This is a genomic window from Mesocryomonas lacus (assembly GCF_055730135.2).
Genome location: NZ_JBUZWE020000001.1, coordinates 230,717 through 254,804 on the forward strand (window position 1 = coordinate 230,717; position 24,088 = coordinate 254,804).

Sequence of the window (24,088 nt, forward strand, 5' to 3'; positions counted from 1 at the left end):
TTGCAGCATAAAACTTGCGCTTGCGAAACTTAGGCGATGTTCTGCGAAGGTAAAACGAAAGTCAATCGCAATTCATGCGCGGTCTTCTCCGCCTGTGGAAGACAAGGATGCGGGAGCGGCCTCGACCAGGCGGATCTGTGCCTCGGTGCAGATCCGGCGGATCTGCGGCACCGGGCAGTGGTCGGTGACGAAACTGTCGATCTGGCTGAGATGGCCGACGCGCACCGGCGCGCTGCGCTCGAACTTGGTCGCGTCGGCGGCGAGAATCACGTGCCGGGCGTTGGATATGATCGCCTGCGCGACGCGGACTTCGCGGTAGTCGTAGTCAAGAAGCGAGCCATCGGCATCGATGGCCGAGACGCCGATGACGGCGAAGTCGACGCGAAACTGCTTGATGAAGTCGACGGCGGCTTCGCCGACAATGCCCCCGTCCGAGCGCCGGACGACGCCGCCGGCGATCACCACCTCGATCTCCGGATACGGCCGCAGAATGGTGGCGACGTTGATGTTGTTGGTGATCACCATCAGCCCCGCATGACGCAGCAAGGCCTGCGCCACCGCCTCGGTCGTGGTGCCGATGTTGACGAAGAGCGAAGCGCGGTCGGGGATAAGGTCGGCGACGGCCCGACCGATCGCCGCCTTCTCGGTGGCCGCGATCGTCCGGCGGGCATCGTAGCCGACATTCTCGACCCCAGAGGACAGCACCGCGCCCCCGTGCACCCGGGCCAGCAGCCGCTGGTCGCAGAGCTCGTTCAGATCCTTGCGGATGGTCTGCACCGAGACCTCGAAACGCTGCGACAGCTCCTCGACCTGCACACGGCCCTGACGCTTGGCGATTTCTAGGATCAGCAGCTGGCGATCAGAAAGCATGGAGGGCCCTGGCAACGAAAGGTTGTCTTGCTTAAAGCGAAAGCGGTTCGATGAAAAGCGAAAGCGCACTGCAGCAAACGAGCGTTTCGTCCTGCCAAAGCTCCACACAGCGGTAACTTGGACCCGAACGTGGCTACTGAGGCGCTCTCCTCGCGTCCTTTGCCGTTGGAAGCAGGGCACCAACAATTTGAGGGAGCGCGCCGCTCCCGGCTGAGAGGTTGAGGAAGAGCATCGCCTTGAGCGCGACAGCCGTTAGGCAGGTAACTTTATTTAGATATGTCCCTGACTATAAGGACGAAAACGAGAGCGGGACCGCCATGGGGCAGAACATTTTGGAGATGGACAGGAGCCGCGCGGATATTCTCGCGAGGCTTCAACTTCTCGACTCGCCGCCGGAGCATGACTTCGACCTTCTGACGGCGATGGCCATGCGAACCCTTGGCGCCAAGATATCCCTTTTGAGCCTCGTCGATGCCGACCGCCTTTGGTTCAAGGCAAAATGCGGTCTGGACCTTTTGTCGATCCCGCGTCAAAACTCCCTCTGCTCCGTGGCGCTCGACACGGACGAGGCACTGGTGGTGTCCGACGCGCGCCTGGACCCGATGTTTGCCAACAGTCCCGCCGTCATTGGGCCCCCGAACATCCGCTTCTATGCCGGCATTCCCGTCCGGGCGGTCTCGGCCGAGGGGGAGCGGGTCTCGATCGGCACCATCTGCGTGATCGACGACAAGCCACGGTCGATGACGGCGGGCGAACTCGACACCTTGCGGGATTTTGCCCGGCTTGCCGAAGTTCTCATCGAGGCGCGGGCGTCGGCGTTGAAGGCCAGCGACTTTGCGCAGGAGAGCCATGGTATTGCGGTGGTGCTCGGGCGAGAGCAGCAGCAGTTCAAGCAGGCCGAGCGCATGGCGCAGATGGGATCCTGGCGACTGTCGCTGCCGGAGAACGTGCTGACCTGGTCGGAAGGCGTCTTCGCGATCCACGAACTGTCGATGAACGCGCCCGTGCCGGTCGAGACGGCTTTCGAGTTCTATCCAAAACCGGACCGGGACATCGTGGCGGCGGCTCTCGCGGAAACGATCGCGACGGGACATCGCTTCGAACTCGAGACTGACTTCATCACCGCGCAAGGCAATCCCCGGCGCGTGCGGCTGATGGGCGAGCTGGAGTGGGACGGGGAAAGGCTGGCCGGCGTGATCGGCGTCTTCCAGGATATCACCGAGACGCATCTCCTCGGCCAGGAACTGCTCCGCCTGTCGCGCACCGACGAGTTGACGCAGATGGCAAACCGTGCGGAGTTCAACCGTGTGCTGGACGGCGCGATCGTCGAGGCACACGCGAAGGATCGTCGTCTGGCTGTGCTGCTGATCGACCTCGACGGCTTCAAATCCGTGAATGATCGCTTCGGGCATGCCGTCGGCGACGAGCTCCTGCGGCGAATCGCGGAGGTCTTCAAGGCGCCCTATCTCGCGAATTGCCTGGCGGCGCGTCTGGGCGGCGATGAGTTCGCGATCATTTTTTCGAACCCCTCCGACCTCGATGCCATCGACCGGATCGTCCAGCAACTCCTCTGCGGCTTGCGCATGATGGTTGAGCACGAGCACAGCGTGCTTCCCGTCTCCGGAACGGTCGGCATTGCCTGGCTCGGCAGCGAGCCGATCGGCCGAAGCGAATTGCTACGGCAGGCCGACGTCGCCCTGTACTCGGCCAAGCGCCGGCAAAGGGGTACCGCCGAGACCTATCAGGCGGGACACCGCCTACTTTCCGCTTAAGCCCGAGAGGAAACGCAGCGGACTGGCGTCAGCGGCTCAATCCAGCGGCCGCAGAGAGCCCGGCCGCATGGCTCAGATCGACGTCCTGCGGCTTTCGGCGATGTAGATCTCGCGCAGCCGTTTCGTGGCCGGTCCCGGCGTGCCGTTCCCGATCGGCGTCCCGTCGATCTCGACCACCGGGGTGACGAAGGCCGAGGCGGAGGTGATGAAGGCTTCCGCCGCCGCCTTGACCTCGTCGACGGTGAAGCCGCGCTCCTCGACCGTCATGCCGTTCTCGGCCGCCAGCCGCAGGAGCGCGACGCGGGTGATGCCGTGCAGGATTTCGTGCGACAGCGGGCGGGTGACGATGACGCCGTCCCCCGTGATGATGTAGGCGTTGTTCGACGAGCCCTCGGTGACCAGCCCGTCCGGCGCGACCATCCAGGCATCGTCGGCGCCTTGCGCCTTCGCCTGCATCTTGGCCATCGAGGGATAGAGCAGCTGCACCGTCTTGATGTCGCGGCGCGCCCAGCGCAGGTCCGGCACAGACGCGACCTTCAGCCCCTGGCGCACGCTCTCGCGCTCCAGCACCGGCACCGCCTGCGTGAACAGCACCAGCGACGGCGGCGTCCCCTCCTTGGGATAGGCGAAGTCGCGGTCGGCGACGCCGCGCGTCACTTGAAGGTAGATCATCCCCTCGACCAGCTTGTTGCGCACGATCAGCGAACGGTGGATCGCCAGGAGCGCCTCGGCATCGGCGGGCGCCGCCATCGCGAGGGCACCGAGCGAGCGGGTGAGGCGGGCCATGTGTCCGGCAAAGTCGATCAGCTTGCCGTCGACGACGGTGGTTACCTCGTAGACGCCGTCGGCCATCAGGAAGCCGCGGTCGAACACCGAGACCTTGGCCTCGGCCTCGGGCAGGAAGGCGCCATTGACGTAGACGATGCGGCTCATGGGATCCTCACGGCGGGCAGGGCGGGTGGCGCTAGCTATCGGAAAATGCGCCGTTGCGCCAGCGCGGGAAGCCTTCGTGCCCGCCACCGTCTGTCCGTTCCTGTCCGCCTGCCGCGGCGGTCCGGTTGCGACTTTCGCCCGACAAACTCTAGGCGGACATCCCCCAACCCGTTATCACCGGGCCGAGATCATGGCCCGATGCAATGGGGCAGGTCGGCCGCCCGACGGCCGACGACGTTAGACAGGGAGCCAGCATGGCCAACTACCTCGGTTTCGACCTCGGCACCTCCTCGCTGAAGGTGCTCGTCATCGGCGAGGGCCAGGCCCCGATCGCCACCGTCAGCGTGCCGCTGAGCGTCGAGCGGCCGGCCTTCGGCTGGTCCGAGCAGCACCCGACGAGCTGGCTGAACGCCTGTTCCGAGGCGATGCGCCAGCTGAAGGCATCGCACCCGGCAGCGCTCGCGGCCGTCGCCGGCATCGGCCTGTCCGGCCACATGCACGGCGCGACGCTGGTCGGCGCCGACCATGGCGCGCTGCGTCCCTGCATTTTCTGGAACGACACCCGCTCGCATGCGGAGGCTGCCGAGCTCGACGATGCCGAATCGCGCGGTATCACCGGCAACATCGTCTTCCCCGGCTTTACCGCGCCCAAGCTCCTGTGGGTGCAGCGGCACGAGCCGGAGATTTTCGACCAGATCCGCCTCGTCCTTCTGCCGAAGGACTATTTGCGTCTCTGGCTGACCGGTGAGGCCGTCTCGGAAATGTCGGATGCGGCGGGAACGTCCTGGCTGGATACCGGACGGCGCACCTGGTCGGAGCGGATGCTGGCCCGCACCGGCCTGTCGATGGCGCAGATGCCGCGCCTCGTCGAGGGCACCGAGGCCAGCGGCACGCTGCGGGCCGAGCTCGCGGCGGATTGGGGCTTGCCGTCCGGCGTGGTCATCGCCGGCGGCGGCGGGGACAATGCCGCGTCCGCCTGCGGCGTCGGCGTCGTCCGGCCGGGCTCGGGCTTCCTGTCGCTCGGCACGTCCGGCGTCCTCTTCACCGCGGCCGAGAAATACGATCCGCGCCCCGAAACCGCCGTCCACACCTTCTGCCACGCCTTGCCGGAAACCTGGCACCAGATGGGCGTCACGCTCTCGGCGGCGGGCTCGCTGGAGTGGCTGAGCACGCTCTTGCGCGAGAAGCCGGGCGAGCTCACCCGGGGGCTTGGCAGCGAGGTGCAGGCGCCCGGCCGTCTCACCTTCCTGCCGTACCTCTCGGGCGAGCGCACGCCGCACAACGATGCGGCGATGCGCGGCGTTCTGGTGGGTCTCGAGGCCGGGACCGACCGGACCGACATGACCCGGGCGGTGCTGGAGGGCGTCGCCTTTTCGATGCGCGATTGCCTGGAGGCCGGCGGCGGTAAGGTCGACCGGCTAATCGCCGTCGGCGCCGGCTCGCGCTCGACCTACTGGCTCGACCTGATGGCGACCGTCCTCAACTGCGAGGTCGCGCTGCCCGCGGACGGCGACTTCGGTGCCGCGCTCGGCGCGGCGCGCCTCGGCCTCTGCGCCGCGACGGGGGCGGATCCCCTGACGGTGATGCTGGAGCCGCCGATCGAGCGGCGCTTCGAGCCGCAGGCGGCGCTGTTCGGCGCGGTCGAGGAAGCCTATGGGCGCTACCGCCGCCTTTATCCGGCAGTGCGGCACGCGTAAGTTTACGCAAGGGGCGTTTGTATCTTATTTACCTAGCTGGCCACCTTGTTGCTAAGGGCCTCGTCGCAATAGTGCCGGACTGCAAATGCACTATCGCCCGCATCAAGATGTCGTCTATAGAGAGCGACTGTAGGGCCGGCGCCAGCGCCGGCCCTTTTCCGCCTCAGCGCTGATTGTTGCTGCCCTACAGTCGGGTAGCGGATTTGCATGGAATGAAGATGTCCGACCGTCGGCTCAACCGTATCGTCTTTGGCGCGCTGGCCCTCGGTTTCTTTGCGCTGATCATCGCCGTGTCCGCGACCGCTTGGGGCATCTTGCGCAACAGCGAGCTTGGGCAGTGGGTTGCTCATACCTACCAGGTCGAACTGGCGGTTAGCGAGGTTCGCAGCCTGACGGAGCGTGCCGAATCCGCCCGCCGCGGGTTTATTCTCAATCCGGATCCGCGTTTCGTCGAAACCTTCGCGCGCACGTCGTCGGGGCTGACCGAAAGCCTCGACCGGCTCGAGCAGCTGACGCAGGACAATCCGCGCCAGGTCGAACTCCTCAAAACGCTGCGCGAGACCAGCGGACGCCAAGTCGCTGAGGTGAAGCGCAGCTTCACCCTCCGGCAGGAGTCGGGCGCAGCGGTCGCCGCGCAGCAGTTCCTCACCGACGGCATCGATCTGGTGCTGAGCCTTCGCCAGATCCTCTCGGCGATGACGACCGAGGAGCAGTCGCTGCTCGTCGAGCGGCGGGCGTTCGAGCAGCGCAGCCTCGTCTTCTCCTACATTGTCCTCGGCATTTCAGCCTTGCTCGTGATCGTCCTCGGTGGCGTCACCGTCTGGGCCATCCGGCGCAATCTGAACGACGTCAAGCTCTCCCGCGATACGCTGCGGGACCTCAACGAGAACCTCGAGGGCGCCGTGCAGGCGCGGACCGCCGACCTGCAGCGCGCCAACGACGAGATCCAGCGCTTCGCCTACATCGTCTCGCACGACCTCCGCTCGCCACTGGTGAACGTGATGGGCTTCACCGCCGAGCTCGACGCCTCGGTGAAGCCGTTGTCGGAGATGCTGTCGCGGGCCGAGGAGGAAGCGCCCGGCATCGTCACCGAGGAGGCGCGCCTTGCCGTCCGCGAGGACCTGCCCGAGGCGATCGGCTTCATCCGCTCGTCGACGCAGAAGATGGACCGGCTGATCAACGCCATCCTGCGGCTGTCGCGCGAGGGCCGCCGCGTCATCTCGCCCGAGCCGCTCGACGTTGCCGAGATGCTCGGCGGCATTGTCGGCAGCCTGCAGCACCGGCTGACCGAGATCGGCGCCGAGGTCGCGCTGGAGACGCCGATGCCGCGGATCGTCAGCGACCGTGTCGCGATCGAGCAGATCCTCTCCAACCTCGTCGAGAATTCGGTGAAGTACCTCAAGCCCGGCCGCCCCGGACGCATCGTCGTCCGCGGACGCCATGCCGAGGGCCGCGTCGTCTTCGAAGTCGAGGACAATGGCCGCGGCATCGACCCGAAGGACCATGAGCGGATCTTCGACCTGTTCCGTCGCTCGGGCAGCCAGGACCAGCCTGGCGAGGGCATCGGCCTCGCGCATGTCCGGGCCCTGGCCTATCGTCTGGGTGGTATCATCACCTGCGCGTCGACACTCGGGGAAGGCGCGACCTTCAGCCTGTCGCTGCCGCCGCGCTACAGCATCAACAAGGAGATGACCCCATGACCGGATCGCACCCCGTCAACATCATCATGATCGAAGACGACGACGGCCATGCGCGGCTGATCGAGAAGAACATCCGCCGCGCCGGTGTCACCAACGCCATCAAGCACTTCACCGATGGCACCTCGGCGGTCGAGTACATGTTCAACGCGCCCGACGGCCCGGCGATGAACGGCCCGGCCTTGGTGCTGCTCGACCTCAATCTGCCCGACATGAGCGGTACCGACATCCTGACGCGGATGAAGAGCCCGGACAGCCCGCTGCGCCGCACCCCGGTGGTCGTCCTGACGACGACCGACGACAAGGTGGAGATCCAGCGCTGCTATGATCTTGGCGCCAACGTCTACATCACCAAGCCGGTGAACTATGAGTCCTTCGCGCAGGCGATCCGGCAGCTCGGCCTGTTCCTCAGCGTCATCCAGGTGCCCGAGCCGGAAATCGACGGCTGATGGCCTTGCGCGTCCTCTATATCGACGACGACGATGGCTTGCGGCGCATCACCGCCCGCGCCCTCGGCCGGCGTGGCTATGAGGTCGTGACGGCCGAATCGGGCGCCGCCGGCATGGCGCTGGCGAGCGAGGGCGTGTTCGACGTCGTCGCGGTGGACCACTACATGCCTGGCCAGGACGGGCTGGAGACGCTCGCCATGCTGATCGAGCTGCCCTACCGGCCGCCGATCGTCTACGTCACCGGCTCGGAGGAAAGCCGCATCGCCGTCGCCGCGATGAAGGCGGGCGCCACCGACTACGTCGTGAAGACCATCGGCGACGACTTCTTCGACCTTCTGTCGACGACCTTCCTGCAGGCGATCGAGCGCCGCCAGCTGCGGCTGGACAAGGAGGAGGCCGAGCAGTCGCTGCAGGCTTCCAATGCCCGGCTCGAGGCGCTGCTGAAGGAAGTGAACCACCGCGTCGCCAACAGCCTGCAGATCGTATCGAGCTTCGTGCAGATGCAGGCGAGCGGCCTGTCGGAGCCGACGGCGAAGGCCGCGCTCCTCGACACCCAGCGCCGGATCCTGGCGATCGCCCAGGTTCACCGCCGGCTCTACACCTCGGACGAGGTCAACAATGTCGACATGGTCGACTACCTCACCGCACTGCTCGAGGAACTCGAGGAGACGTGGACCAGCCCGAGCGCGCCGCGCCTGCTGAAGCTCGAAGTCGACCCGATGCGGCTGAAGACCGACATGGCGGTCTCGGTCGGCGTCATCGTCAACGAGCTCGTCAGCAACGCCTGCAAATACGCCTACGACCCGGCCACCGCAGGCGAGGTGCGTGTGTTCCTCACCAAGGTCGGCGCCGACGGCTTCGAGCTGCGGGTCGAGGATGACGGCCACGGCTTCGTCGCCGACGGCACCGCCCGCGGCACCGGCCTCGGCCGCCGCCTGATGGGCGCGATGGCCCACAGCCTGAAGTCGGAAGTGATCTACGAGCCGGTGCCGACCGGGGTGAGGGCGGTGCTGAGGGCGCCGCTGTAGACACTGCCGACAGGGAAGCTGCCGATCTCCCCCCTTGAGGGGGAGATGGCCGGCAGGCCAGAGGGGGGCGCCGAAGGGCGCTACATTCGATCGCGCCGAGGTTGCGCGACGCTTGCCGGCGCCGCGGTCTTTTTAACCCTCGCACCTTGCGGCGGCTCGCCCCCCTCTGCCCTGCCGGGCATCTCCCCTCAAGGGGGGAGATCAGCTGATCTGTAGGGGTTGCGTCCGCTTGGGACGCGGCTGGTATTACCCTTGCGCCACTGCCTCCGCCGCTCGTCTCAACCCCCATTCCAGCACCACCGCCGCCCGTTCCGCGCTGGCCGCCTCGACGTAGCACCGCAGCTCCGGCGCATTGCCGGAGGCGCGGTAATGAACCACCGTGTGGTCGGCGAGGCGCATGTGCACGCCGTCGAGGCGGTCCACCGCCACCACCGCGCCGAGCTCCTGCATGAAGGACTCTCGATAGCCGGCGTCGTCCGATAGCCTTTCGAGGAACGCGCCGCTTTTGGCCGCCGGGACGTCCTGCAGGCGGTAGGCCGCGGTGTGTCCGGCGTCGAGCCCGGCGACGATGGTGCTGAGCTTTTCGCGCCGCTCGGCGATGGTCGCGAGCACGCTGACGATCGGCAGCATAGCGTCGCGCGTCGGCAGCGCGGGCAAGCGGCGTCCGTCGCGGATGATGTCTGTGCCGAGGAGAACGCCGCCATTCGCCTCGAAGCCGATGATGCCGCCGGCGGGGTCCGCCGCCGCCATGCCGGCGATGACGAAAGGCGAGCCGACGCGGGTGCGGATGACCGTCCGGGCGATGCCGGTGCGCTCGATCGCCGAACTCGACGTCACGGGCGTCACGATGGTCTGGAGGCCGAGATGGGCGGCGGTCAGCAGGCCGATGATGTCGCCGCGCAGGATGGTGCCGGCGGCGTCGGCCACCAGCGGCCGGTCGGCATCGCCGTCGGCCGAGACCAGCGCGTCGAAGCCGCCTCCCTTCGCCCAGTCGGCGAGCAGCGCCTTGTCCTCATCGCGGTGCGCCTCGGTGTCGACCGGGATGAAGGCGTCGGAGCGGCCGAGCGATACCGTCTCCGCACCGAGCTGCTGCAGGATCTCGGTCAGGACGTCGCGGGCGACGGTGCTCTGTTCGTAGACGCCGATGGTGAGGCCGGCGAGGGTGTCCGGCTGGAAGAAGCCGAGGCTGCGGGCGATGTAGGGGGCGAGGGCATCATACGCCTCGGCAGGGGTTTCGCTGGCGACGGGGGGAGCCGAGAAAGTGGGCAGGGATGCGAAAGCCGAGAGGATGCCGGCCTCGTCGTCCTTGGTGATCTCGCCGTCCGCGCGGTAGAATTTCAGCCCGTTGCGGTCATCCGGAATATGGCTGCCGGTGACCATGATGGCGGGGCAGCCGAGGGTGAGGGCGGCCAGCGCCAGTGCCGGTGTCGGGACCGCGCCGCAATCGAGCAGAGCCCAGCCGGCATCGGACGCCGCCGCGGTGCAGAGGCCAGTGATCGCCGGGCTGCTGGCGCGCAGATCGCGGCCGATGAGAACACGGCGGGCGCCGGCGCGGCCGGTTGCATCGAGGTGGTCGAGAAACGCTCTGGTATAAGCGTAGCTCGGCGTTCCCAAGAGGTCGACGACGAGGCCGCGCAGGCCGCTGGTGCCGAATTTCAGGCTGGACATCGCGCTCTCCCCGCACCGGACAGAACGCCGGCTTTGCCTTCCCTAGGCGAGAGGCGGGCCGCCCTGCAAGGGCTTCGACAGCATCCCTCGATCGGGTGATCTCATCCGGACCAAAGCTGCCCGATCGGAAAAGATGTTGCGTCCCCGTTGGGCACGGCTGAGCACTCGATGCCTGGAACGACAAAGGGCCCGGCGCATCGCTGCACCGGGCCCCTTGGTCTCAATCGCTGCTTACTTGGCGGCGAGGTAGTCGTACTTGCCGGCCTTCCACTCGTAGACAACGTAGCCCGGCAAGGTGACGTCGCCCTTGTCGTCGAACTTGATGTCGCCGAGCACGGTCTTGAAGGTGCCCTCGTTCAGCGCCTTGGTCACGTCCTCGAACTTGGTGCCCTTGGCGGTCTTGGCGGCTTCCGCCCAGGCCTGAATCGCGGCGTAGGTGTAGAGCACGTAGCCCTCGGCGGTCTGGCCCTTCTTGTCGAGCGCAGCGACGACTGGGGCCGCCACTTCGTTCTTGCGCGGGTCCGGCGAGAAGGTCATCAGCGTGCCTTCGCCGGCGTCGCCGGTGATCGCCCAGTATTCGTCGGTGACGATGGCGTCGCCCGACATGATCTTGGCGGTGACGCCCTGGTCCTTCATCTGGCGGGCGATGAGGCCGGCCTCGGTGTGGTAGCCGCCGATGTAGACGAGCGTGACGCCCGCCTGCTTCAGCTTGGTGACGAGGGAGGAGTAGTCCTTTTCACCGGCGGTGTAGGACTCGACCACGGCCGGCTTGCCACCGGCGGCCTCGTAGAACTTCTGGGTCTCGTCGGCGAGGCCCTTACCGTAGGCCGACTTGTCGTTCAGGATGGCGACGACGCCGTCCTTGTAGGTGTCGAAGATGAACTTGCCGGCGACTTCGCCCTGCTGGTCGTCACGGCCGCAGACGCGGAAGATGCCGGTGCCCGGACGATCGTCGGTGTACTTCGGGTTGGTCGAGGCAGGCGAGATCTCGACGATGCCTTCCTCGGCATAAACCTGGCTGGCAGGGATCGACGAGCCCGAGCAGAAATGGCCGGCGACGAAGGAGACACCCTGGCCGGCGAAGGAGTTCGCCACAGCCACGGCCTGCTTCGGATCGCAGGCGTCGTCGCCGATCGACAGCACCAGCTTTTCGCCGTTGACGCCGCCGGCGGCGTTGATGTCCGCGACAGCCTGTTCCGCGCCGATCTTCAGCTGCTGGCCGAAGGTCGCGTACTGGCCGGTCATCGGGCCTGCGACGCCGATGGTGATGTCGGCGAAGGCCATTCCGGCAAAAACCAGATTGAGGGCGGCGCCGGCCAAAAGAGCTTTTTTCATGACAACTTTCCTAGGGATATGAGGGTGGTAAGCGTCGGTGCACGAGGACCAGGTTCGGGCATCAGCCCCCTGCCTGGGCAGGATTAAAGACCAGGAACGGCCGCGACGGAATAGCGCGGCTGCACATATTTAGCTGTGTGCCAAAACAAATTGCAGTTTAAGAGCGCAACGCTTTTGTCCTGGTGAGAAAGCCGTACTGGCGAGCCCGCTGGCGGCCGCGGACGAACTGCCGTCCGGCTGCAGCGATCGCCATCAGGATGACGAAGTCGACCAGCGCATAATGGAGTGCCGTGCCGAGGGTCGAGGCCGGCAGGAAGAAGCTGCCGCCGAACAGGCTGAAATGGATGAAGCGGGCGGCGACCGTCAGCAGCAGCACGTAGAACACCAGCAAGCCCCAGCCGCTCCAGCCGATGGCGGTCGAGCGGCCGATCATCCAGGCGCCGCCGCCCCCCAAGGCGATGGTGACGACCAGGAACTCGATCCAGCTGACTTCCCAGAGAAGGCTCATTTCCGGCGGCATCAGTGTGCTCCTCCTTCGAGGTAGGCCTGGCGGACTTCGGGCCGCGCCAGAAGCTCGCGGCCGGTGCCGGTCATGGTGATGGCGCCGTTGACCATGACGTAGCCGCGGTGGGCAAGGCGCAAGGCGTGGAAGGCGTTCTGCTCGACCAGGAAGACGGTCAGGCCCTCGTTGCGGTTGAGCTCCTGGATGACCTCGAAGATCTGCTTGACGATCAGCGGCGCAAGGCCGAGCGAGGGCTCGTCGAGCAGCAGAAGTTTCGGCCGGCCCATCAGCGCCCGGCCGATCGCCAGCATTTGCTGCTCGCCTCCCGAAAGCGTGCCACCGCGCTGGGTCGCACGCTCCTTGAGGCGCGGGAACAGCGTGAAGACGCGCTTGAGGTCGTCGTCGAAGTGCTTCTCGTCCTGCAAGGTGGCGCCCATCTGCAGGTTCTCGGTCACCGTCATGCGACCGAAGATGCGCCGTCCCTCGGGGGACTGGGCGATATCCTTGGTCATGATCTCGTGCGTCGGCAGCTGGGTGATGTCCTCGCCGCGGTAGACGATGCTGCCCTCCCGCGCCCGCGGGCTGCCGCAGATCGTCATCATCAGCGTCGACTTGCCGGCGCCGTTCGCGCCGATGATGGTGACGATTTCGCCGGCATTGACGTCGAGGTCGACGCCGCGCAGCGCCTGGATCTTGCCGTAGAAGGTCTGCAGGCCGCGGATCGTCAGCATAGGCGTGCCCATCGGGGCTTCGGCGAGCGCGCTCATGCGGGTCTCCCTTCGGCGCTCGGGGTGTCGGAGACGCTGGCTTCTGCAATGGCCGCGTCGATGTCGCCGACCTCCAGCTTCTGCTCCACCGCCTCGACCTCCTCGTCGTCGACGCCAAGATAGGCGGCGATGACCTTCGGGTCGGTGCGCACGCTCTCGGCCGTGCCGTCGGCGATCTTCTTGCCGTAGTCGAGGACGATGATGTGGTCGGAAATCTCCATGACCACGCCCATGTCGTGCTCAATCAGAAGCAGCGAAACGTCGTGCTCGTCGCGGATCAGGCGGAGCAGCTTGTTGAGCTCGCCCGATTCGCGCGGGTTGAGGCCGGCGGCGGGTTCGTCGAGGCAGAGCAGCGCCGGGTTGGTGCACATGGCGCGGGCGATCTCCAGCCGGCGCTGGGCGCCATAGGAGAGGTCGGCCGCCGGATCGTCGGCGCGGTCGAGAAGATCGGCATAGCCGAGCCAGGCAATCGCCTTGTCCATCGCTTCCTGCCGGGCACGCCGGTATCCGGGCAGGCCGATCAGGCCGCCGATGGTGAAGCCCGACGCCGTCATCAGCCGGTTGTGCTGGGCGACGAGGAGGTTCTCCAGGCAGGTCATGCCGCCGAACAGGCGGATGTTCTGGAAGGTGCGGGCGACACCCGCCCGCTCGGTGATCCGGAAGTCCGCCATCCGCTCGAGCAGGTAGACCGAGCCGCTGGCATCCTCGAGGTGCTGTGCGCCGCTGGCCGTTAGCCTGTCGACGACGCTGTCGTCGATGTTGCGGCCGCGCTTCAGCGCGATGCGCCCTTCTGTCGGCTTGTAGAAGCCGGTGACGCAGTTGAAGACTGTTGTCTTGCCGGCGCCGTTCGGGCCGATCAGCGCGGTGATGTCGCCGCGGCCGACCTGGAAGGAGAGCGCGTCGATGGCGGTGAGGCCGCCGAAGCGCATGGTGAGGTTCTCGACCTTCAGGATCGGGTCGTTCAGCCAGCGTTCGGCCGAAGGGGCGGCGGTCATCGGGGAAGCGGTTGCGGCGGACATCAGTGACCCTCTCCCTGGGCGACCATGTCGGCACCAATGCGCTTGCGTTCCTTGTAGATGGCCGACGGGATGCGCGACGAGATCAGCCCGCGCGGTTTCCAGACCATGATGGCGATCATCGCGAGGCCGAAGATCAACATGCGGTACTGCGTCGGATCGAAACCCTCGCCGAAGACGAGCTTTAGCACGGTGAGGTTTCGCAGGAGCTCTATGCCGCCGATCATCACCACCGAGGCGATGACGACGCCGAGCTGCGAGCCGAGGCCGCCCAGCACCACGATGGCGAGGATGATCGCCGACTCGATGAAGGTGAAGCTCTCCGGCGAGATGAAGCCCTGGCGCGTGGCAAAGAACGAGCCGGCGAAGCCGCCGAACATCGCACCCGTCGCGAAGGCGGTGAGCTTGACGTTGGTGGTGTTGATGCCGAGCGAGCGGCAAGCGATCTCGTCCTCGCGCAGCGCTTCCCAAGCCCGGCCTATCGGCATCTTGCGCATGCGCGCCGTGACGAAGTTGGTGAGGAGGGCGAGGGCGAGGATGATGTAGTAGAGGAAGATGAAGCGGTGGATCGAGGAGAATTCGAGGCCGAAATAGGCGGCGAAACCATCCGGACCGCGCACGAAGTCGAGGCCGAAGAGGGTCGGCTTCGGAATGCCGAGAAGGCCGTTCGGTCCGCCGGTGACCTCAGCCCAATTCAGGAGGACCACGCGGATGATCTCGCCGAAGGCCAGCGTCACGATGGCGAGGTAGTCGCCCCGCAGGCGCAGGACAGGGAAGCCCAGCATGATGCCCCAGAGCGCGGCGAAGAGGCCGGACATCGGCAAGCAGACCCAGAAGCCGAGGTCGAAGTTGATGGCGAGGAGCGCGAAGGAATAGGCGCCGACCGCGTAGAAGGCGACGTAGCCGAGGTCGAGGAGACCCGCGAGACCGACGACGATGTTGAGGCCCCAGCCGAGCATGACGTAGGTGACGATCAGGATGGCGAGGTCGAGGAGGTAGCGGTTCTGGCTCGGCAGCAGCGTGTCGATGATGAAGGGGAGGCCCAGCGCCACCAGCAGCATCAGAAGGCCGAAGACCTTGCCGAATATCCGGCTGTTGCGGGCCGCCGCGGCGGAAGCGGGCTTGGCCGCCGCCACCGGCTTCGACAGATCGGGCTCGGCGCGGAAGAGGAAGTAGGAGAGGGCGAGCCGGCCGAAGAAGACGATGCCGATCGCGATCGCCCAGAGTTCCGGACGGATCGACAGCACGAGGCCGCCGATACCGGTATCGGTGCGCAGCAGGAAGAAGAAGAACGTCAGTGCGCCCGCAATAGCAGCGGCAATGCAGGCGTCCTTCACCGAGCGCACGAGACGGCTGTCCTTCGGCGCGGGCGCCTTACCCGTCAGATCAAGCGTCGACATCAGACCTTCTCCACTTCCGGACGGCCGAGCAGCCCGGAGGGCATGAAGATGAGGACGATGGCCAGGATCGAGAAGGCCGCGACGTCCTTGTACTCGGCGGCGAAGTAGCCGGCGAAGAAGGTCTCAATCAGGCCGATCAGGAGGCCGCCGAGCATGGCGCCGGGCAGCGAGCCGATTCCGCCGAGCACGGCCGCGGTGAAGGCTTTCACGCCGGCGAGGAAGCCGATGTAGAAGTCGATCACGCCGTAATAGAGAAGGTACATGATGCCGGCGACGGCGGCGAGGCTCGCGCCCATGACGAAGGTCAGCGAGATCGTCCGGTCGACGTTGACGCCGAGCAGCGAGGCCATCTTGGCATCCTGTTCGCAGGCGCGCTGCTGGCGGCCGAGCGAGGTCTTGGCGATGACCAGCGAGAAGACCGTCATCAGCACGATGGTCGTCACGATGATGAGGATCTGCATGTAGGAGATCTGGACGTTGATGTTGCCGCTGCCCTGCCAGAGCTGGATATTGCCCGACAGCTGCGGCGCCAGCGGCTTGGCGCGGGCGCCTTGGGTCACCTGGACGAAGTTCTGGATGAAGATCGACATGCCGATGGCGGTGATCAGCGGCGCCAGGCGGAAGGAACCGCGCAAGGGACGGTAGGCGATCCGCTCGATCGTCCAGCCCCAGAGCGCGGTGACCGCCATCGCCACGACCAGCATGATGATGAGCACGATCGGAAAGAACGTGACGCCGATCATCGCCAGCGCGAGCAAAGTCGTAAGGGCTACGAATGATCCAACCATGAACACTTCGCCATGCGCGAAGTTGATCATGCCGACGATGCCGTAGACCATCGTATAGCCGATCGCGATCAGCCCGTAGATCGAGCCGAGCGTCAGCCCGTTGATCAGCTGTTGAAGAAAGTATTCCATGAACCGCCTTTGTCCGCCGATCCGGCGCAAGCATGACCTTTCGCGGGACACGTTTCCGCGTCATTCCCGCTGATCTCCAAGGCACGATCAGTTTCATAGCAGTCAGGCCAATGCAACCCGGCATTCAGGCTGGAAATGCCTGATATCAACAAAAGCGATGTGGATAACCTGCGTGTGCCCCATCCGTGTCACGCCACTGTCGCGGACGCGATGCGAAGGGTCGATTTTCGTTCATGCATCCGGTAGCGGGAAGGCTATGTAGAGCGGCGGGCCGCAGGCCCCGAGATGCATCCCCAGCCGGAGTGACGTGATGTCCGAAACCGCCGCCGACAATTCCTTCGTGCTGACGCTGACCTGCATCGACCGTCCGGGCATCGTCGCCGCCGTCACCACGGAGCTCGCCGCGATCGGCGCGAACATCGCCGAGTCCAGCCAGTTCTGGGACCGCGGCACCGGTCGCTTCTTCATGCGCATCGCCTTCACCGCTTCGGGCGGCGTGGGGCGCGAAGCGGTGGAGAAGGCGATCGAGCCGGTGATCTCGCGGTTCGACATCAAGACGCGGGTCGTCGACGCCGCCGTGAAGCCGAAGATCGTCATCATGGTCTCGAAGTTCGACCATGCGCTGCGGCACCTCCTCTACCAGATCGGCGTCGGCTGGATGGATGCCGAGGTGGTCGCCGTCGTCTCCAACCACGAGGACGCCCGCCGGATCACCGAGCTCGAGGGCATCCCCTTCCACCACTTGCCGGTCGGCAAGACCGACAAGGCCGAGCAGGAGGAGAAGCTACTCTCGATCGTCCGCGAGAGCGGCGCCGATCTCGTGGTGCTCGCCCGCTACATGCAGGTGCTCTCCGACAATTTGTCGAAGCGGTTGTTCGGCAAGGTGATCAACATCCACCACTCCTTCCTGCCGAGCTTCAAGGGCGCAAAACCCTACCACCAGGCGCACGAGCGCGGCGTCAAGCTGATCGGCGCGACGGCGCACTACGTGACGCCCGATCTCGACGAGGGGCCGATCATCGAGCAGGAGACCGAGCGCGTGACGCACGCGATGACCGCCGATGATCTCGTCGCCGTCGGCCGCGACGTCGAGAGCCGGGTGCTGGCGCGCGCGGTCAAGCTGCACCTCGAAAGCCGGGTGATGCTGAACGCGCACAAGACGGTGGTCTTCGCCTAGACCGAGCCTCGGCACGGCGCGCAGAAAAGCAACGGGCGGACGCCCGCAAAACGGGTTGACCGGTCGCCAAGCCAACGGGCGGCGACCGGCACCGCACTCGACGGAGAGAGCATCACGACAGGGCGCGGACGGTTTTCGCAGCCGCGTTTTCCGCCCCCCGGTCGCGCGGCCGTATTATGGCGACTTCACAGGAGGTCGATCATGCCAACCGCCAATCTTCAGCTTCCCTTCCTCGCCGCCTCGCAGGCCCAAAAGCACGTCACCCACAATGCCGCGATCGGCATGCTCGATGCGCTGGTTCAGACGGCCGTGGTCACGCGCGGTCTCGCCGCTCCGCCCGAAGCGGCCGAGGGGCAGGCCTTCCTCGTCGCCGCAGCGGCCACCGGAGCGTGGGCCGGCCATGCCGGCGCGCTGGCCGCTTTCCAGGACGGCGCCTGGACCTTTCTGACGCCGCGCTTGGGCTGGCGCCTGTGGATCGCCGACGAGGCGCTGTTCTGCGTCTTCGACGGCAGCCAGTGGAAAAGCCTGCCGGGGGAGCGGTTTGCGCGGCTCGGCATCAATGCGGCGGCCGACAGCGTCAGCCGGCTCACCGTCTCGGCCGATGCCAGCCTGTTCAACCATGCCGGACATGGGCACCAGCTGAAACTGAACAAATCTGCCGCGGGCGATACCGCGTCGCTGCTGTTCCAGACCGGCTATGGCGGGCGGGCAGAGATCGGCCTTGCCGGCAATGACGATCTCGCGGTGAAGGTCAGCGCCGATGGCGGGACATGGCGAACGGCTTTGACCGTCAATGCAGCCAGCGGCGCCGTCGGGCTTCCAAATGGCCTCGCCGCGCCGTTGGGCATTGCGCAAGGCGGCACAGGCGCCGTGTCCGCGCTGGGCGCCCAGGCGGGCCTCGGCCTGCGCTATCCGCTGGGGACCATCGCCGTCAACGGCATGGCCGAGCTGAACCTCGGCGCGGCGGTCGGCGGCGCCTTGCTGTTTCTTGTCCCCGATGCCGCCGGCGCGCCGGCCGGCAGCCTGTTCGCGCGGCTGGCGCCGAGCCCGCAGCTCGTGCCGATCGCGATCGCCGGCGGAACGCTCGGGACCTACACCACCGCTCTTGCCGGCAGCACCGGCACAAACGGCCGCGTCAACGTGGCGGCGCTGGATGGCGGCCGGGTGCAGGTGGAGAACCGGCTGACCGCGGCGATCGGCTATACGCTCTATCTCTTCCGGTAGGAGGAGTGCAGCAGACGTGCGGCCGGAGAGGGCGGGGCGTTCTTGCGCCCTGCCGTCGGGGGCGGCGGCCCCTGTCGAAAAGGGGTGTCGCCGGCGGGCAGGAGTGCGCCGCCGGCGGCCTGTCTCAGATGGTCTCGTCGGCCACGCGCTGGAGATACTGGCCGTAGCTGCTCTTGCCGAGTTCCCGCGCGAGGACGCGAAGCTGGACCGCATCGATGAAGCCCTGGTTGAAGGCGATTTCCTCGGGGCAGGCGATCTTAAAGCCTTGCCGGCGTTCGAGGATGCGCACGAACTCGGCGGCCTCCAGCAGCGAATCCGGCGTGCCGGTGTCGAGCCAGGCAAAGCCGCGCCCCATGGTCTCGACCGCCAGTCTGCCTTCCTCGAGATAGACGCGGTTGAGGTCGGTGATCTCGAGCTCGCCGCGCGGCGAAGGCTTCAGCGAGCGCGCGATCTCCGAGGCGCGTCCGTCGTAGAAGTAGAGGCCGGTGACCGCCCAGTTCGAGGCGGGATGGGCGGGCTTCTCCTCGATCGAAGTGGCGCGCGCCTCGGCATCGAAGGAGACGACGCCGTACCGCTCGGGATCGGAGACGTGGTAGGCGAAGACGCTCGCCATGTTCTCGCGGGCCATGGCGCGCTGCATGGTCTCCGGCAGGCCATGGCCGTAGAAGAGGTTGTCGCCAAGGATGAGCGCCGACTTCTCGCCGGCGACGAAGTCCTCGCCGATGAGATAGGCCTGGGCGAGGCCATCGGGCTTCGGCTGCTCGGCATAGTCGAGCCGCATGCCCCACTTCTCGCCATTGCCGAGCAGCGCGCGGAAGCGCGGCAGGTCGTGCGGGGTCGAGATGATCAGCACATCCTGGATGCCCGCCAGCATCAGCGTCGACAGCGGATAGTAGATCATCGGCTTGTCGTAGACCGGCAGCAATTGCTTCGAGGCGGTCAGCGTCATCGGGTGCAGCCGCGTGCCGCTGCCGCCGGCGAGAATGATACCCTTCATGGACATAAAGCCTTTCAACGCGAAGCCTGAACGATCGCCAAGCTGTCTAGACATCTCGGCGGCCAACATCCAGCGAAACAAATGGCAGCCGCACGGAAACGTTTCTTCCCCAAGGTGAGCATTTCGTTGCGGACCTGCCCTTCCGTTCGTCATGTCGTCGCGGTAGCCAAGGGGCAGGCGCCGCCAAGACGGGTCGGGTAGGTGGCGGCGCGCCGCGGGTTGGCAAGCCGCAGCGGCGCCGACAGCATGAAGGCTAGAGAACCTCCTTATGGGCGAGCAGCACCTCCATCACTTGGCCCGCCTCGAGTCCGAGAGCGTCCACATCATGCGCGAGGTCGCGGCGCAGTTCGAGAACCCGGTGATGCTGTACTCCATCGGCAAGGACAGCAGCGTCATGCTGCATTTGGCGATGAAGGCGTTCGCGCCGTCGAAGCCGCCGTTTTCGATGCTGCATGTCGATACGACCTGGAAATTCCGTGAGATGATCGAGTTTCGCGATCGGCGGATGGCCGAGCTCGGCCTCGACCTCACCGTCCACATCAATGAGGACGGCGTCCGGCAAGGCGTCGGCCCCGTCACGCACGGCTCGGCTGTTCATACCGACGTGATGAAGACGCAAGGCCTGAAGCAGGCGCTCGACCGATACGGCTTCGACGCGGCCTTTGGCGGCGCCCGGCGCGACGAGGAGCGTTCGCGTGCCAAGGAGCGGATCTTCTCCTTCCGCACCGCCGCCCACCGCTGGGACCCGAAGGACCAGCGGCCGGAACTCTGGTCGCTATACAACGGCCGGATCCACAAGGGCGAGAGCATTCGCGTCTTTCCGCTGTCGAACTGGACCGAGCTCGATATTTGGCTCTACATCCTCCAGGAGAGGATCCCGGTCGTGCCGCTCTATTTCGCCAAGCCCCGGCCGGTGGTCGAGCGCGATGGCGCGCTGATCCTCGTCGACGACGAGCGCCTCCCGCTGCTGCCGGGCGAGCGGCCGGAGATGAAATGGGTCCGCTTCCGGACGCTCGGCTGTTACCCGCTGACCGGGGCGGTGGAGAGCCGCGCCGAGACGCTGCCGGAGATTATCGACGAGATGCTGCTCGCCAGGACCAGCGAGCGTCACGGCCGGGTCATCGACAAGGACAATGCGGCGTCGATGGAGTTGAAGAAGCAGGAGGGGTATTTCTGATGGGAGCGGGCGGTATCGACGACTTCCTGCCGGCGGCGGCGAACCGGGATCTCCTGCGCTTCATCACCTGCGGCTCTGTCGATGACGGCAAGTCGACCTTGATCGGGCGGCTGCTCTACGACAGAGCCGGCATGCTCGAGGACCAGCTGTCCGGGCTGGAAGCCGATTCCCGCCGCTTCGGCACCACCGGCGAGGGCGAACTGGATCTGGCGCTGCTGGTCGACGGGCTGATCGCCGAGCGCGAGCAAGGCATCACCATCGATGTCGCCTACCGCTATTTCACCACCGCCCGGCGCAAGTTCATCGTGGCGGACACACCCGGCCACCTGCAGTACACCCGCAACATGGCGACGGGCGCCTCGACCGCGGACCTTGCCGTGCTGCTGGTCGACGCGCGCAAAGGCGTCGTAACCCAGACGCGCCGGCACGCCTACATCGTCTCGCTTCTCGGCATCCGAGAGCTCGTCGTCGCCGTCAACAAGATGGACCTCGTGGGCGGCGATGAGGCGGTCTACCAGGAGATCGTCGGCGACTGCCGCGCCTTCGCCGAGAAACTCGGCATCGGCGCCATCACCTGCATTCCTGTCGTCTCGCTGACCGGCGAGAACATTTCCCGGCCGTCGACGACGATGCCCTGGTACACCGGCACGACGCTCCTCGACCATCTCGAGACCGTCGACATTGCCGGCGAGGCTCCGGGTGCGCCGTTCCGCATGCCCGTGCAGTGGGTGAACCGGCCGAACCTCGACTATCGCGGCTTTGCCGGCAGCGTGGTCCGGGGCCGGCTGGAGGTCGGCGAGCGTATCACCGTGCTCCCCTCCGGGCAGACCGCCGGCGTCGCTGCGATCGAGACGATGCAAGGGGCCAGCCAGAGTTGCACCGCTGGCCAGGCGGTGACGCTGCTGCTCGACGAAGCGGTCGACGTCAGCCGCGGCGACGTCATCGTGTCGGCCTCTGCATCTTGCGAGGTCGCCGACCAGTTCGCCGCGCATCTCGTCTGGATGGGCGACCAGCCGATGCTGCCCGGTCGGCGCTACCTCCTGCGCTCGGGCACCTCCGCGATCGCTGCCCAGGTCACCGAGATCAAGTACCGGGTCGACGTCGACACACTCGAGCATGCCGCTGCCAAGCATCTCGATCTCAACGATATCGGCTATTGCAACCTCTCGCTCGACCGGCCGCTGCCGTTCGACCGCTATCGCGATAGTCGCGCGATGGGGAGCTTCATCCTGATCGACCGGCTGACCAATGCCACGGTCGGCGCCGGCATGATCGACTTCGCGCTGCGGCGCTCGGCCAATATCCGCTGGCAGAAGATGAAGATCGACAAGCGCGCCCGCGCCGCCAATACCGGCCAGACGCCGTGCATTCTCTGGTTCACCGGCCTGTCCGGCGCCGGCAAGTCCACGATCGCCGATCTCGTCGAGCAGCGGCTGCACGCGCTCGGCCGGCAGACCATGTCGCTCGACGGCGACAATGTGCGGCACGGCCTCAACCGCGATCTCGGCTTCACCGACGAGGACCGGGTCGAGAACATCCGGCGCGTCGCCGAGGTCGGCAAGCTGATGGTCGAGGCCGGCCTCATTACGCTCGTCAGCTTCATCTCGCCGTTCCGCAGCGAGCGGCAGCTGGCGCGGGACCTCCTGGAGGAGGGCGAGTTCCTTGAGATCTTCGTCGATACGCCGCTGACCGTCTGCGAAGGCCGCGACCCGAAGGGGCTCTACCGAAAGGCAAGGGCCGGCACTCTGCCGAACTTCACCGGCGTCAGCAGTCCCTACGAGCCACCGGAGGACCCGGACCTGCGGCTTCTGTCCGCTGAGCGCAGCGCCGATGACCTCGCCGACGAAGTTATTGCCCTGCTGTCGCAGCGGGGCATTCTGTAGCGTTCGCTGGGCAGGGCGGACACCCATCTTCGTGGCGGGACAGCTGCCCGCAGGTGGAGGGTGGCGGCCATCAACATCGGGGCATCGGAACAGACGCTACGACGGACCGAGCGACGGTGAAACGAGAGACGGATCAGAGAATCATGACGTGCATGAAAGCCGAGCAGCTGGTGTCGAACCTGCCGGAGATGCTCGCCATCGCCGTTGCCGCCGGTGCGGAGATCATGACGGTCTTCGCCAGCCCGCTCGACGTCGCGTCCAAGGGCGATGGCAGCCCGGTGACGCTCGCCGACGCGCGGGCCGAAAAGCTGATCTGCGAGCGCCTGTCGCGGCTTTGCCCCGGCATTCCCATTGTCGCGGAGGAGCAGGCCGCGTCCGGCATCCTGCCGCCGGTGCTCGGCGACCTCTTCATTCTCGTGGATCCGCTCGACGGCACACGGGAGTTCATCGAAGGGCGTCCGGACTTCACCGTCAACATTGCGGTGATCTCCGGCGACCAGCCGGTGCTCGGCGTCGTCTACGCGCCAGCCCAACGGCGGATCTTCTGGGGAACGGCCGAGGGCGCTTTTTGCGGTCAGGCGATGCCCGAGGCCGGGAGCGCGGTGGCGGACGTCTCCCGCCTTGCCGTCCGACCCCGCCCGTTGCGCGCCGTGGTGGTGGCCAGCCGCTCGCACGGCAATGAGGCGACGCGCCGCTACATCGAGGGGCTCGGCCCGGTCGATCTCCTCGCCGCCGGCTCGTCGCTGAAGTTCTGCCGCGTCGCCACCGGAGAGGCCGACCTCTACCCGCGTTTCGGCCGGACGATGGAGTGGGACACCGCGGCCGGGCAGGCCGTGCTGGTGGCGGCCGGCGGCGCCGTGCTCGCCCTCGACGGACGCCCGTTGCGCTACGGCAAGCGCGACCAGTCCGGCGACGGCGACTTCGCCAACCCGCATTTCATCGCCTCGGGCGGGCAGGCGGCCGAGCCAGCGACCGCCCTCTAGCCATCAGTCTCGCCCGGTCCTGTTTGGGCCGGCAGCAAAGTCTCCGCGCATCCCCGCGCTCCGCCGCGCCATCGCCGTCCGGCCTTGCGCCGGACAACGTCCCACCCCGGCGATGCCGGCACGATATTCCGCTCCCGTGTCGCTTGCCTGTTGCAATGCCGCCCCTCATTGGGTATTCCCCGCCTCGGAGAGGTGGCCGAGTGGTCGAAGGCGCGCCCCTGCTAAGGGCGTAAACGGGGAACCGTTTCGAGGGTTCGAATCCCTTCTTCTCCGCCATCAAATCAATCTTCGACAGTCTCCCGCTAGCCTCGGATGATCCAGCGCTTAACGGAAGTGCGGCGCGCATTGCGACGTGCAATCCTTGAGATTTTCCTGGGATGCCTGCAGTCCGCCCGCGCGCGCCGATCTTCCATTGCCGCCGGTCTTCCCGCCCTGCAGTTCCAAAGTGTGGTGCCGCTTGAAGCGAGCCCCACGGGTGCCTCCGCTGCATCGACGTCGGCGAAAGTACAGAAACCCCTCCGCGCGGCGAATACCAATCTAAATCTTAGCTCGCCTTTAAAAGGTAATCGGCTAATAATCCGACCCGAACCGTTCCA

General features: G+C 66.4%; 20 protein-coding genes and 1 tRNA gene. 11 read left to right on the top strand and 10 right to left on the bottom strand.

What is annotated here, in order from left to right; genetic code table 11:
* Positions 1-72: 72 nt before the first annotated feature.
* Positions 73-870 carry a DeoR/GlpR family DNA-binding transcription regulator gene (locus tag ACZLZY_RS01120; RefSeq protein WP_472931564.1) on the bottom strand — a complete coding sequence of 266 codons (798 nt, stop codon included), beginning with the start codon at positions 868-870 and terminating at the stop codon, positions 73-75.
* Between the two features lie 317 nt (positions 871-1,187).
* On the opposite strand from ACZLZY_RS01120, the gene ACZLZY_RS01125 reads away from it, so the two are divergent.
* Complete coding sequence (locus tag ACZLZY_RS01125; RefSeq protein ID WP_472931565.1) at positions 1,188-2,642, top strand: diguanylate cyclase domain-containing protein; 1,455 nt, start codon at positions 1,188-1,190, stop codon at positions 2,640-2,642.
* Positions 2,643-2,714: 72 nt separating this feature from the next.
* On the opposite strand, the gene ACZLZY_RS01130 is transcribed toward ACZLZY_RS01125, so the two are convergent.
* On the bottom strand, positions 2,715-3,575 hold the full coding sequence (locus ACZLZY_RS01130; protein WP_472931566.1) for a D-amino-acid transaminase: 861 nt from the start codon (positions 3,573-3,575) through the stop codon (positions 2,715-2,717).
* Positions 3,576-3,829: 254 nt separating this feature from the next.
* Between ACZLZY_RS01130 and xylB the strand changes: the two genes are divergently transcribed.
* The 4 genes from xylB (at position 3,830) to ACZLZY_RS01150 (ending at position 8,446) form a co-directional block, all read left to right on the top strand.
* Entirely contained in the window at positions 3,830-5,272 is a 1,443-nt protein-coding gene (gene xylB / locus ACZLZY_RS01135; RefSeq protein ID WP_472931567.1) for a xylulokinase, read from the top strand.
* 218 nt (positions 5,273-5,490) lie between these two features.
* Positions 5,491-6,972, top strand: coding sequence for a sensor histidine kinase (locus tag ACZLZY_RS01140; RefSeq protein ID WP_472931568.1), 1,482 nt, complete (start codon positions 5,491-5,493; stop codon positions 6,970-6,972).
* A complete protein-coding gene (locus ACZLZY_RS01145) occupies positions 6,969-7,418 on the top strand; it encodes a response regulator (RefSeq protein ID WP_472931569.1) in 450 nt (149 codons plus the stop codon). The genes ACZLZY_RS01140 and ACZLZY_RS01145 overlap by 4 nt, the downstream gene beginning before the upstream one ends.
* The gene (locus ACZLZY_RS01150) at positions 7,418-8,446 is read left to right on the top strand and encodes a sensor histidine kinase (RefSeq protein WP_472931570.1); all 1,029 of its coding nucleotides are present in this window, start codon (positions 7,418-7,420) and stop codon (positions 8,444-8,446) included. Before ACZLZY_RS01145 ends, ACZLZY_RS01150 begins: the two co-directional genes overlap by 1 nt.
* Positions 8,447-8,692: 246 nt before the next feature.
* On the opposite strand, the gene ACZLZY_RS01155 is transcribed toward ACZLZY_RS01150, so the two are convergent.
* From ACZLZY_RS01155 to ACZLZY_RS01185, 7 genes are all read right to left on the bottom strand, one after another.
* Positions 8,693-10,114, bottom strand: coding sequence for a phosphomannomutase (locus ACZLZY_RS01155; protein ID WP_472931571.1), 1,422 nt, complete (start codon positions 10,112-10,114; stop codon positions 8,693-8,695).
* A 231-nt stretch (positions 10,115-10,345) separates the two neighbouring features.
* Complete coding sequence (locus ACZLZY_RS01160; protein WP_472931572.1) at positions 10,346-11,449, bottom strand: branched-chain amino acid ABC transporter substrate-binding protein; 1,104 nt, start codon at positions 11,447-11,449, stop codon at positions 10,346-10,348.
* A 157-nt stretch (positions 11,450-11,606) separates the two neighbouring features.
* A complete protein-coding gene (locus ACZLZY_RS01165) occupies positions 11,607-11,969 on the bottom strand; it encodes a DUF6867 family protein (RefSeq protein WP_472931573.1) in 363 nt (120 codons plus the stop codon).
* A complete protein-coding gene (locus ACZLZY_RS01170; RefSeq protein ID WP_472931574.1) occupies positions 11,969-12,718 on the bottom strand; it encodes an ABC transporter ATP-binding protein in 750 nt (249 codons plus the stop codon). Before ACZLZY_RS01170 ends, ACZLZY_RS01165 begins: the two co-directional genes overlap by 1 nt.
* Positions 12,715-13,737: an ABC transporter ATP-binding protein gene (locus tag ACZLZY_RS01175; RefSeq protein WP_472931576.1), complete on the bottom strand. Its 1,023-nt coding sequence runs from the start codon at positions 13,735-13,737 to the stop codon at positions 12,715-12,717. Before ACZLZY_RS01175 ends, ACZLZY_RS01170 begins: the two co-directional genes overlap by 4 nt.
* Complete coding sequence (livM, locus tag ACZLZY_RS01180) at positions 13,737-15,134, bottom strand: high-affinity branched-chain amino acid ABC transporter permease LivM (RefSeq protein WP_472931577.1); 1,398 nt, start codon at positions 15,132-15,134, stop codon at positions 13,737-13,739. The genes ACZLZY_RS01175 and livM overlap by 1 nt, the downstream gene beginning before the upstream one ends.
* Positions 15,134-16,051, bottom strand: a complete 918-nt coding sequence (locus ACZLZY_RS01185) for an ABC transporter permease subunit (protein WP_472931578.1) — start codon at positions 16,049-16,051, stop codon at positions 15,134-15,136. The genes livM and ACZLZY_RS01185 overlap by 1 nt, the downstream gene beginning before the upstream one ends.
* Before the next feature lie 310 nt (positions 16,052-16,361).
* On the opposite strand from ACZLZY_RS01185, the gene purU reads away from it, so the two are divergent.
* Entirely contained in the window at positions 16,362-17,228 is an 867-nt protein-coding gene (gene purU, locus ACZLZY_RS01190; protein WP_472931580.1) for a formyltetrahydrofolate deformylase, read from the top strand.
* Between the two features lie 201 nt (positions 17,229-17,429).
* Positions 17,430-18,452, top strand: coding sequence for a DUF2793 domain-containing protein (locus ACZLZY_RS01195; RefSeq protein ID WP_472931582.1), 1,023 nt, complete (start codon positions 17,430-17,432; stop codon positions 18,450-18,452).
* A 124-nt stretch (positions 18,453-18,576) separates the two neighbouring features.
* Here ACZLZY_RS01195 and rfbA read toward each other — a convergent pair whose 3' ends face one another.
* On the bottom strand, positions 18,577-19,449 hold the full coding sequence (gene rfbA / locus ACZLZY_RS01200; protein ID WP_472931583.1) for a glucose-1-phosphate thymidylyltransferase RfbA: 873 nt from the start codon (positions 19,447-19,449) through the stop codon (positions 18,577-18,579).
* 268 nt (positions 19,450-19,717) lie between these two features.
* Between rfbA and cysD the strand changes: the two genes are divergently transcribed.
* The 4 genes from cysD to ACZLZY_RS01220 all read left to right on the top strand — a co-directional run bounded on the left by cysD (position 19,718) and on the right by ACZLZY_RS01220 (position 23,768).
* Positions 19,718-20,626, top strand: a complete 909-nt coding sequence (cysD, locus tag ACZLZY_RS01205; RefSeq protein WP_472931584.1) for a sulfate adenylyltransferase subunit CysD — start codon at positions 19,718-19,720, stop codon at positions 20,624-20,626.
* Positions 20,626-22,509, top strand: a complete 1,884-nt coding sequence (gene cysN / locus ACZLZY_RS01210; protein WP_472931585.1) for a sulfate adenylyltransferase subunit CysN — start codon at positions 20,626-20,628, stop codon at positions 22,507-22,509. Before cysD ends, cysN begins: the two co-directional genes overlap by 1 nt.
* A gap of 143 nt (positions 22,510-22,652) precedes the next feature.
* The gene (gene cysQ / locus ACZLZY_RS01215) at positions 22,653-23,492 is read left to right on the top strand and encodes a 3'(2'),5'-bisphosphate nucleotidase CysQ (protein ID WP_472931586.1); all 840 of its coding nucleotides are present in this window, start codon (positions 22,653-22,655) and stop codon (positions 23,490-23,492) included.
* 186 nt (positions 23,493-23,678) lie between these two features.
* A tRNA-Ser gene (locus tag ACZLZY_RS01220) sits at positions 23,679-23,768 on the top strand.
* The last annotated feature ends 320 nt before the right edge of the window (positions 23,769-24,088 follow it).

Bases quoted from the DNA above. Each gene is read 5' to 3' on its own strand.
- ACZLZY_RS01140 (WP_472931568.1), top strand. From the start codon at position 5,491: ATGTCCGACCGTCGGCTCAACCGTATCGTCTTTGGCGCGCTGGCCCTC.
- ACZLZY_RS01155 (WP_472931571.1), bottom strand. From the start codon at position 10,114: ATGTCCAGCCTGAAATTCGGCACCAGCGGCCTGCGCGGCCTCGTCGTC.
- cysQ (WP_472931586.1), top strand. From the start codon at position 22,653: ATGACGTGCATGAAAGCCGAGCAGCTGGTGTCGAACCTGCCGGAGATG.
- livM (WP_472931577.1), bottom strand. From the start codon at position 15,134: ATGTCGACGCTTGATCTGACGGGTAAGGCGCCCGCGCCGAAGGACAGC.
- ACZLZY_RS01170 (WP_472931574.1), bottom strand. From the start codon at position 12,718: ATGAGCGCGCTCGCCGAAGCCCCGATGGGCACGCCTATGCTGACGATC.
- ACZLZY_RS01195 (WP_472931582.1), top strand. From the start codon at position 17,430: ATGCCAACCGCCAATCTTCAGCTTCCCTTCCTCGCCGCCTCGCAGGCC.
- ACZLZY_RS01150 (WP_472931570.1), top strand. From the start codon at position 7,418: ATGGCCTTGCGCGTCCTCTATATCGACGACGACGATGGCTTGCGGCGC.
- ACZLZY_RS01145 (WP_472931569.1), top strand. From the start codon at position 6,969: ATGACCGGATCGCACCCCGTCAACATCATCATGATCGAAGACGACGAC.
- ACZLZY_RS01165 (WP_472931573.1), bottom strand. From the start codon at position 11,969: ATGCCGCCGGAAATGAGCCTTCTCTGGGAAGTCAGCTGGATCGAGTTC.
- ACZLZY_RS01175 (WP_472931576.1), bottom strand. From the start codon at position 13,737: ATGTCCGCCGCAACCGCTTCCCCGATGACCGCCGCCCCTTCGGCCGAA.
- cysN (WP_472931585.1), top strand. From the start codon at position 20,626: ATGGGAGCGGGCGGTATCGACGACTTCCTGCCGGCGGCGGCGAACCGG.
- cysD (WP_472931584.1), top strand. From the start codon at position 19,718: ATGGGCGAGCAGCACCTCCATCACTTGGCCCGCCTCGAGTCCGAGAGC.
- ACZLZY_RS01130 (WP_472931566.1), bottom strand. From the start codon at position 3,575: ATGAGCCGCATCGTCTACGTCAATGGCGCCTTCCTGCCCGAGGCCGAG.
- ACZLZY_RS01185 (WP_472931578.1), bottom strand. From the start codon at position 16,051: ATGGAATACTTTCTTCAACAGCTGATCAACGGGCTGACGCTCGGCTCG.
- rfbA (WP_472931583.1), bottom strand. From the start codon at position 19,449: ATGAAGGGTATCATTCTCGCCGGCGGCAGCGGCACGCGGCTGCACCCG.
- xylB (WP_472931567.1), top strand. From the start codon at position 3,830: ATGGCCAACTACCTCGGTTTCGACCTCGGCACCTCCTCGCTGAAGGTG.
- purU (WP_472931580.1), top strand. From the start codon at position 16,362: ATGTCCGAAACCGCCGCCGACAATTCCTTCGTGCTGACGCTGACCTGC.
- ACZLZY_RS01125 (WP_472931565.1), top strand. From the start codon at position 1,188: ATGGGGCAGAACATTTTGGAGATGGACAGGAGCCGCGCGGATATTCTC.
- ACZLZY_RS01160 (WP_472931572.1), bottom strand. From the start codon at position 11,449: ATGAAAAAAGCTCTTTTGGCCGGCGCCGCCCTCAATCTGGTTTTTGCC.
- ACZLZY_RS01120 (WP_472931564.1), bottom strand. From the start codon at position 870: ATGCTTTCTGATCGCCAGCTGCTGATCCTAGAAATCGCCAAGCGTCAG.